This is a genomic window from Ruegeria sp. BHSA163 (assembly GCF_059613365.1).
In genome coordinates this window covers 22,253-29,284 of sequence record NZ_JBXWSJ010000054.1, presented here as the reverse complement: position 1 = coordinate 29,284, position 7,032 = coordinate 22,253, and the positions used below count along the sequence as shown (strand labels likewise).

The window sequence follows — 7,032 nt, the reverse complement described above, 5'->3', positions numbered from 1 at the left end:
CTCGGCGACAGCATCTGCGCCGCACTGGAGAACAATTGCCTGAGGACGAAACGCCTCGGTCGTTGGTAGGATCAATTGGTCCAAGATGACGCTAAATTCGTCATCGTTTAGGCCCTTTGCCACCGGCAAGTTCCACGCAGCGCCACCGGCGTGATTGTTTAGCAGTCCAGTAAACGGCCATCTGCGCGCTTCGTGCACAGAAATCATCCGGACCTTGTCCGAGCCTTGAAAAGCGGATTCAACACCATCGCAATGATGCGCGTCGATATCGACATAAACGACGCGATCCATGCCCATTCTTAATAACGTCAAAATGGCAAGAACTGGATCATTTAGGTAGCAGAAGCCATTGGCACGGCTTGGTAATCCGTGATGTGTACCTCCGGCCGGATTGAACACGATGCCGCCATCTCGGATCAATTCGGCACCCAACATAGATCCGCCTGCCGCCGTTGCGGGACGCCGATACATTTCTGGAAACACCGGATTCGACAAGGTGCCCAGCGCATATTTTTCACGCTCAGTGTCAGTGACAACTTGAGACTTTTCTGCCGTTTGCAGGATCTCAATGTAGTCTGGCGTATGGAACGCGTGCAAAGCGTCAGGTTTTGCACAAGGGCTGATCCTGTAATTTTCTGAGTTTAGCCAACCAAGTGCACGGCAAATGTCAATTACAGTAGACACCCGCGGAATCGCCAGAGGATGTTTGGAACCATATGTAGAATGGCGATATATTTCGGACCCTAAAAAGACAGGGTTCTGCATGGCTTATCGCACGTCTGTTGCAGGCTCGGTGTCGCCCAGCCTTCCGTCCAGCGACATCAGAATGGCAACCGGCCTTAGCGCGGGAATATGGCTGAAGATGATAAGTATGCAGACGGTCAGCGGCACACTGAGAAACGCACCTATAAGGCCCCAGACGGTGGTCCAGAACGTCAAGGCCAGTACTACAAGAAAAGTCGACATGTTGAGTGAGCGACCCAACATTGCGGGATCAAGGAAATTGCCAATTAAAAACTGAATTGTCCCACATCCCAAAACGATGATCAGAAACGGACCAATAGTTTCGAACTGAACCAGTGCGATCATAGCAGGGAAAAACACGGCGATAATCGATCCGATGGACGGGATGAAATTCAGCGCAAAGGTCAAAACGGCCCATGTTTCGGCGTATTCTAGGCCAAGAACCCGAAAGACCGTGTAACTGATCGAAGCGGTTACCAGGCTGATAAAAGTCTTTACACCCACATATCTTTGCAAGCTGAAAGAGATAGCGTCCAGAACAGTTGCTAATTCGGCCCCCAATTGCGGATTTCCCGCAGCCAGTTGTATCTTTTTGCGAAATGCCAGCCGCTCTGCCATCAGAAAAGCAACATAGAGGCTAATCAAGAAAAACTGATTGAGCAGTGAGGTTGCGCTGCCCAGCAGTAACCTTGCGACATAGGACATGTCGATACTGATCAGGTTGTCACGAATAAATGAGGTGACATCATTCCCCACCAGACCAGTGATACGATTCACAGCGCCATCAAACTGGTTTTCGTAGGTGTTTATGGATCTGGCAAATTGCGTGGCCTGACTGCCTAGTACGTACATGATCGTAAACAAACCGGCTAGAACCACGGTGACCCCGGCTATGTTTGCAAGCCAAACTGGCAGCCGGGTCAACGAAACAACCCGATCGCTGAGGGCGATAATCAGGACATTGACCAAAAGAGCCATGGTCAGTGGGATCAGGAATTTGGCTCCGGCGTAAAGTCCCAAGACGACCAATGTCGCTACGATCGTGATATCGCGCGTCGCCGACAATTTGAGGCGAGGTTTGGCAGGTTTGTTTTGCGGTTCGGACGGCATGCCTTGGTCCTGATCATTGTCGCCGGGGTGTCACGGTCCGACGATACTTGTCGCGATCCTGCACGGGATCAGGGCTTTGTGCAATCCGGTCAGTCAGTTATGCGCGGAAATTAACTGGCGAATTGGCAAATGTGGTTCTGCCAGAAGCAAAGGACGGGTAGGGTCGACGAATGAAACCTATAGCGATTCTTGAAAAAAACCGTTTTGTTGGCGCTCTGTTCCTAGCTTTGCGGAGGTTCGGCAACAAGGATGGTTTTGTCATGAGCAGCCACGTTGCCATGTCTCTGATGATGGCGCTGTTTCCCTTTGTGCTTTTCACTGTTGCCTTGGCGGGGGCATTGTCGCAGGGCTATGTCACCGACGAACTGATCGAATTAATCTTCGGCGCTTGGCCCAGTGATGTTGCAGATCCAATTGTGCGGGAATTACGTGCGGTGTTAGAAAACTCAGGATCCGGAGTAATTACGATTGGGGGATTGCTGGCAGTATATTTTGCCTCAAACGGTGTGGCTGCAGTACGCAAAGCCATGACGCAAGCCTATCATGATCAGGATACCTGGCCGTTTTGGAAGGCACGATTAATGTGCTTTGCCTTGGTCATCATCGGCGGTGCCGCAATTCTCGCTATCGCAGCGGTCGAAGTAGTACTGCCCGTTTACACAAGACTTGTCTCAGAAAATACTGCCTTTGACGTGGGCGGCTGGCTGTCTGTTGACCGTTTGCGTTGGACTTTTACCGTGGCAGTTCCTGCGGGCACTGTAATTCTTGCGCATCTGATACTTCCGACACGACGACACAGGCTGTCACAGATAATACCTGGGGTCATTTTAACCCTCGCGCTGTGGGCAGCGGGCGGCTGGGGTTTTTCCGTCTACATAGCTCAATTCGCGACATATAGTGCGACCTACGCAGGGTTGGCGGGGGCCATGGCTGCTTTGATCTTTCTTTATTTGTGTTCTGCCATGTTGATCCTTGGAGCCGAGTACAATGGTGCTCTCATTGATCTTGAAAGTGTCTCAAGTTCGGAGGGAAACGGGTGATCGGTTCCCGCACAAGCTGCATTCCGGGGTTGGCTGTTATATTTCTGGCCTCATTTTGCCCTTTGCCACAGGCAGTTATGGCGCAAAGTTATATCGGCTCCGAGGCGTGCGTAGACTGCCATCAGGACATTGCGGACAGCTGGAAAGCTTCACACCATGCCTTGGCTTGGACTGAGGTTTCTGAAGGTTCTATTCAAGCAGATTTCAATGACACGAGTTATGAAGATGACGGCATGTCTGTTTTGTTTTCCAATAAGGACGGAGCGCTGGTTGCGACCGTGACTGAAAAAGACGGTATGACGACAGAGTATTCGGTTCATTCCGTAGTTGGTATCGAACCTTTGCAACAGTATCTTTTTGAGATCGAACCTGGGCGTTTACAAAGCTTCGATGTCGTATGGGATACTGATGCAGGTCGTTGGTTTCACCTTTATCCCGATCAGGACCTGCCGCCGGATGATGGATTGCATTGGTCGGGGCCTTATAAGAACTGGAACACTCGCTGCGCGGAATGTCATGCAACAGGATTCGTAAAAAACTATGATCCTGTCTCCAGAAGCTATGCGTCGGTTCACTCCGAAATCGGGGTCGGGTGCGAGGCGTGTCATGGACCAGGCTCAGCGCACATTGAGTGGACGAACGGTAAGGCTGTAAATGAAAGCCTGAGCGAGTTTGGGTTTCCGATTAATTGGGGAATAGGTGACACCGAAGCCGAAATTCAGCAATGCGCTGGTTGCCATTCGCGACGCGAGGCCCTGGAGGACGGAAATCCGTTGCCGGGTACACCTTATCACGATGCTTATAATCTGGCGGTACTGAGACCGGGCCTTTATCACTCGGATGGGCAAATTCTTGACGAAGTATATGTTTACGGCTCGTTTCTACAGTCGCGAATGTATGACAAGGGTGTCGGCTGTATGGATTGCCACAATCCCCACAGTGCGAACCTCGTTGCAGAAGGCAACGGCATTTGTACACAATGCCATTCGCCAGCCGGAAATCCGAAATTTCCCTCTCTGATACGCAAAACCTACGATGCACCCGAACACCACCATCACGAGGATGGCTCGGATGGGGCGCAATGCAAGAGTTGTCACATGATCGAACGGGTCTATATGGGCAACGATTGGCGTCGCGACCACAGTTTCCGAATTCCACGCCCCGATCTGGAGTTAGGGCCTGACGCGTGCACAGATTGTCACCAAGATAAAGATCAACGCTGGGCCGCTGCAAATATCGAAACATGGTATCCGGCATCAACCCGGCGCGCGCCGCATTTTGGTAGCGCGTTTGACGATGCTGCAACCGGACAGTTACAGGACCCCGAAATACTATTGGAAATAGCAAACGACCCTCAAAACGCAGGGATTGTACGCGCTACCGCCCTTTATCTGCTGCAAGCTTTCGGATCGGCTGAAATAGCTGCGGCTACCGCTGAGAGCCTTTCCGACCCTGACCCCTTGATACGGGCAAATGCGGTTGCCTTGCAACGCGAAGCAACTTTGACCGACCGAATTGAACGTCTTGAACCGTTGCTTTCGGATCCGCTGCGCAACGTACGTTTAACGACCGCCAAGGAGTTCTTGTTGATCCCCGCAGGAGCATTGTCGCCTGCGCAACAGGCTGTTGTACAAAAGTCGATGGCGGACTGGCAGAAGACCATGTCAAATAGGTTGGATTTTCCGGAAACTCATCTGGTTCTTGGGGGGCTGGCGTTGTCGCTTCGAAATTCGCAGGCAGCTGAAGGCGCGTTTCGCGAGGTAGTCCGATTGGATCCCCAGCGAGCCGAAGCCTGGCCGATGTTGGTACAGTTGGCTCATATCAATCGCGGACCACAGGCCGCGATCCAGACGCTGGATGAGGCCCTAAAAATTCTGCCAAATGACCCGAACCTCAAACAACTTGCAAATCAGTACGCGCGGTAAATCGGCACTTCACAGACCAATTTGTGCCATTTTGCGGGCGAATTTCACCTTTAGTGTCTAGCGGCAGTTAGGTAACCCCGGTGTTTCATGCCCAAAAGGTTTTCGACCAAAACTCAACCCCCAGTGGGTCCGCGCAAAGACAGTTTGGACAAGCGCATAGCGAAGCTGCGCGCGAAGAAACCCGTTGATCTGAATCACGGAGAGGCTTTGTTACTGCAGGGCATCGCTTCGTCTTCATTGCGTGAACAGCGCATCGCCGCAGGCAAGGTTCACTTGGATTGAATCATCCTCGATACCCGGTTGCGACAACAAATTTTTCGGAACTGTCTGATCGGGAAGATGGTGGCTTAACGTTAGCTACTTTAGTGAATTTCTGTTTCAGCAACTTTTGCAGATCGCCTTCCGCTCCGCCGGCCAAGACTTTTGCTACAAAAGTACCGCCTTCTTCAAGGACGTCAAAGGCGAAATAGGCTGCTGTTTCGCAAAGCGCCATAATACGCAAGTGATCCGTCTGCTTATGTCCCGACGAGGACGCTGCCATGTCCGACATAACCACATCAGCCTTGCCGCCAAGCCATGCCTTTACCTTTTTGTCAGCGTCATCCTCCATGAAGTCCAGCTGATGAATCTCGGCACCCGCAATTGGTTCCACCTCTTGCAGGTCAATACCTAAAACCGTTCCAATCCGCTTACCGGACCGTTCACCTAGCGCATTGACCCGCTTTACCGCAACCTGACACCAGCCACCTGGCGCACAACCTAAATCAACCACGCGTGCGCCGGGCACCAGAAATCGGAATTTTTCGTCCAATTCTAAAATTTTAAATGCTGCGCGCCCCCGATAGCCTTCGGCCTGTGCACGTTTCACGTAGGGGTCGTTCAATTGTCGCTCGAGCCACCGGGTCGAACTGAGCTTACGTCCACGCGCGGTTTTGACCTTGGCTTTCAAGTCACGTTGACCGCGACCCGAAGTGTTTTTTGCCATTTCAGGACCTCCTTGAAGCGGGTCTTTGGCCAAGCACATAGCGATTTGCCCTTACATAATAAACCCGCCTGACGGGTATTATTCTCTCAAGCACCGGAGGTTTTGGGACGAAAACGAGTAAAATACGCTTCGAGTGTTCGGAAACTGATTTCGGCGATCAAGTAGGATAAAAGACTGTAAACAATTAAGAGCGCCCAAGGGTCCACACCGCCGAAAAGGCCTGTGCTAATGCGGTTAACGACATCCAAAGCGATCAGGTGATACAAGTAAATTCCGTAACTGACGACACCGAACCGGGCGACTGGTGGAAATGTCAGTATTCCAGATAGAATGTTTTTTTCACGAACGACTAGTGCAACTAACGTGTAAGTCATTGCGATGTGTATCAAAAGATTGGGCCAGCCCCGCAAGTCGTAAGGGGCCAGCACCATAAGTACCGCGATGCTCAACAGTCCAATGGCCGACGCGTAATATCCGCCTGCGAAGCCAGACAATTTTTCAAAGCCCTTTTGTCGGTGCAGCACCACAGCGGACAGTGAACCAAGAATGATTGGAGCGTAGGTCGCGTTGGGTAACTTGAACAGCAAAGGTCCCAGAGAAATTGGCTCGAATGGAAAAAGACCGCTGATGATCGCGACATTCAGACCAACAAAGACGATGCAAACAGGTACTAATAATCGAAATGGCAAGATCAGCAACACCAGAGGCCAGATCATATAATATTGTTCTTCAACGGAAAGAGACCAGGTGATCCCCAGCAGTGGAATATGCTCGGTCAAAAAGTTGGAAAGAAAAAAGTAATAGAACGGCCAAATACCAAGAAGCCCGGTTTGACCCTTAATCACGACATAATATGTGCCAACCAGAGTGACAACAAAGAAGTAAACCGGAAAAATCCTAATAATTCTTCGCAAGTAAAAATTGCGTAGCGAAAACCTTCCGTACCTTTTGGACTCGCGCAGCAGAAGAGTTGTGATTAAAAAACCGCTGAGAACAAAGAAGAAATCTACGCCAAGAAACCCCCTTCCGAAAATGTGAGTCTGGCTGTCAGGGAATGGATTCGCGTGGTGCCACAGTACCATCGCAATGCAAATAAACCGAAGACCATCCAAATTCGAAAAGCGTCTTGTTGTTTGATAAGCGTTAAAATCCGGCTGGCCTGAAATGGGTCGATCAGAACCGAGTTCAGCAGTATCGGTCATTTTGCTCGCCTGAGTATCGTTCAAAA

7 protein-coding genes are annotated in these 7,032 nt (G+C 50.9%); 3 read left to right on the top strand and 4 right to left on the bottom strand.

Going from position 1 to position 7,032, the window contains the following annotated elements:
- Window positions 1-765, bottom strand: a 765-nt coding sequence (locus AC2FNV_RS19335; protein WP_496774171.1) for an arginase family protein, incomplete at its 3' end; no start/stop codon positions are given.
- A gap of 3 nt (window positions 766-768) precedes the next feature.
- Window positions 769-1,854, bottom strand: a complete 1,086-nt coding sequence (locus AC2FNV_RS19330) for an AI-2E family transporter (RefSeq protein WP_170481967.1) — start codon at window positions 1,852-1,854, stop codon at window positions 769-771.
- Between the two features lie 170 nt (window positions 1,855-2,024).
- Between AC2FNV_RS19330 and AC2FNV_RS19325 the strand changes: the two genes are divergently transcribed.
- The 3 genes from AC2FNV_RS19325 to AC2FNV_RS19315 all read left to right on the top strand — a co-directional run bounded on the left by AC2FNV_RS19325 (window position 2,025) and on the right by AC2FNV_RS19315 (window position 5,101).
- Window positions 2,025-2,894 (top strand): YihY/virulence factor BrkB family protein, encoded by an 870-nt coding sequence (locus tag AC2FNV_RS19325; RefSeq protein WP_170481965.1) that lies wholly within the window; start codon window positions 2,025-2,027, stop codon window positions 2,892-2,894.
- A complete protein-coding gene (locus AC2FNV_RS19320) occupies window positions 2,891-4,819 on the top strand; it encodes a multiheme c-type cytochrome (RefSeq protein WP_367648214.1) in 1,929 nt (642 codons plus the stop codon). Before AC2FNV_RS19325 ends, AC2FNV_RS19320 begins: the two co-directional genes overlap by 4 nt.
- A gap of 87 nt (window positions 4,820-4,906) precedes the next feature.
- On the top strand, window positions 4,907-5,101 hold the full coding sequence (locus tag AC2FNV_RS19315) for a hypothetical protein (protein WP_170611140.1): 195 nt from the start codon (window positions 4,907-4,909) through the stop codon (window positions 5,099-5,101).
- A 1-nt stretch (window position 5,102) separates the two neighbouring features.
- Here AC2FNV_RS19315 and AC2FNV_RS19310 read toward each other — a convergent pair whose 3' ends face one another.
- Both AC2FNV_RS19310 and AC2FNV_RS19305 read right to left on the bottom strand, forming a co-directional pair.
- Window positions 5,103-5,804 carry an RlmE family RNA methyltransferase gene (locus AC2FNV_RS19310; RefSeq protein WP_170608672.1) on the bottom strand — a complete coding sequence of 234 codons (702 nt, stop codon included), beginning with the start codon at window positions 5,802-5,804 and terminating at the stop codon, window positions 5,103-5,105.
- Window positions 5,805-5,890: 86 nt separating this feature from the next.
- Entirely contained in the window at window positions 5,891-7,006 is a 1,116-nt protein-coding gene (locus AC2FNV_RS19305) for an acyltransferase family protein (RefSeq protein WP_170608671.1), read from the bottom strand.
- Window positions 7,007-7,032 lie beyond the last annotated feature (26 nt).